The sequence below is a fragment of the Candidatus Symbiopectobacterium sp. NZEC127 genome, assembly GCF_025962675.1.
Taxonomy (GTDB): domain Bacteria; phylum Pseudomonadota; class Gammaproteobacteria; order Enterobacterales; family Enterobacteriaceae; genus Symbiopectobacterium.
On record NZ_JAGFPG010000022.1, the window covers coordinates 1 to 891 of the forward strand.

Sequence of the window (891 nt, forward strand, 5' to 3'; positions counted from 1 at the left end):
ATCTTGGATTGTTGGGTGTTTTCTTCGGAAAGAATATTAATACAACCTTAACTTCAGGTCAAAATCTGACCATAAAAAGTGATGAAGACTTTCTACAACTAGAACGACTCGGCACCGTAAGTTCTGATGTTGAAAAACTGGCTTATTTTAATGACGCATTGAAAAAATTCAGTATTATGGATTCCATAGGCGATATTACGTTTAATGCAGGAAAAAACCTTGATATCGCAGGCATGACACTGAATGCTACAAAAAATATTAGCCTGACGGCCGGGGAGGACATAAACCTCACCCCAAAATCACTGGTGACCATACCTGAGTCCCTTTTTCCTGAATCACGAAAGGCGGAGTTAAGCAGTCGCCTTAGCGCGGGTAATCAGTTACTGATCTCCAGTGGAAGAGATTTACTGGCTCAATCCGCTGATCTCTCTGCACAGGGGAATACCACCCTGCTGGCAGGCAACAACCTGAGCCTCTTCGCAACGGGCTATTCAGCCCTTGATAGCACCAATGACAATAACAAAGACGATCGCTATCTCACGGCGCGTGTGCATGCAGGAAAAAAACTGACGCTGGCCGCCAATGGGGATTTCATCGCTAATGGCACGGATTTCTCTTCCGAAAACGATATGACGCTCAGTTCCGGCGGAAAAATGGAACTGAACGCGGTAAGTAATCATATCTACCGCGAAGGAGGAAATGCGTACAGCGAAACCGTGACACAGAAAAATGCCACCCTTAACAGCGGAGGTGTCCTAACCCTGCTTTCCAACGGCAGCATCCTGTTTCAGGCGACACAACTTATTGCTAAAGGGGCGCTAGATGCGGCGGCCAAGGGGGGATTCCTCTATGCCCAGGCGATGGAAGAGTCCAGCCACTATGAAAAAACCA

General features: G+C 47.0%; 1 pseudogene. It reads left to right on the forward strand.

Features of this window, described 5'->3' with window-relative positions:
* Positions 1 to 891, forward strand: a pseudogene (locus J5069_RS23680) (DUF2345 domain-containing protein); the annotation flags it as partial.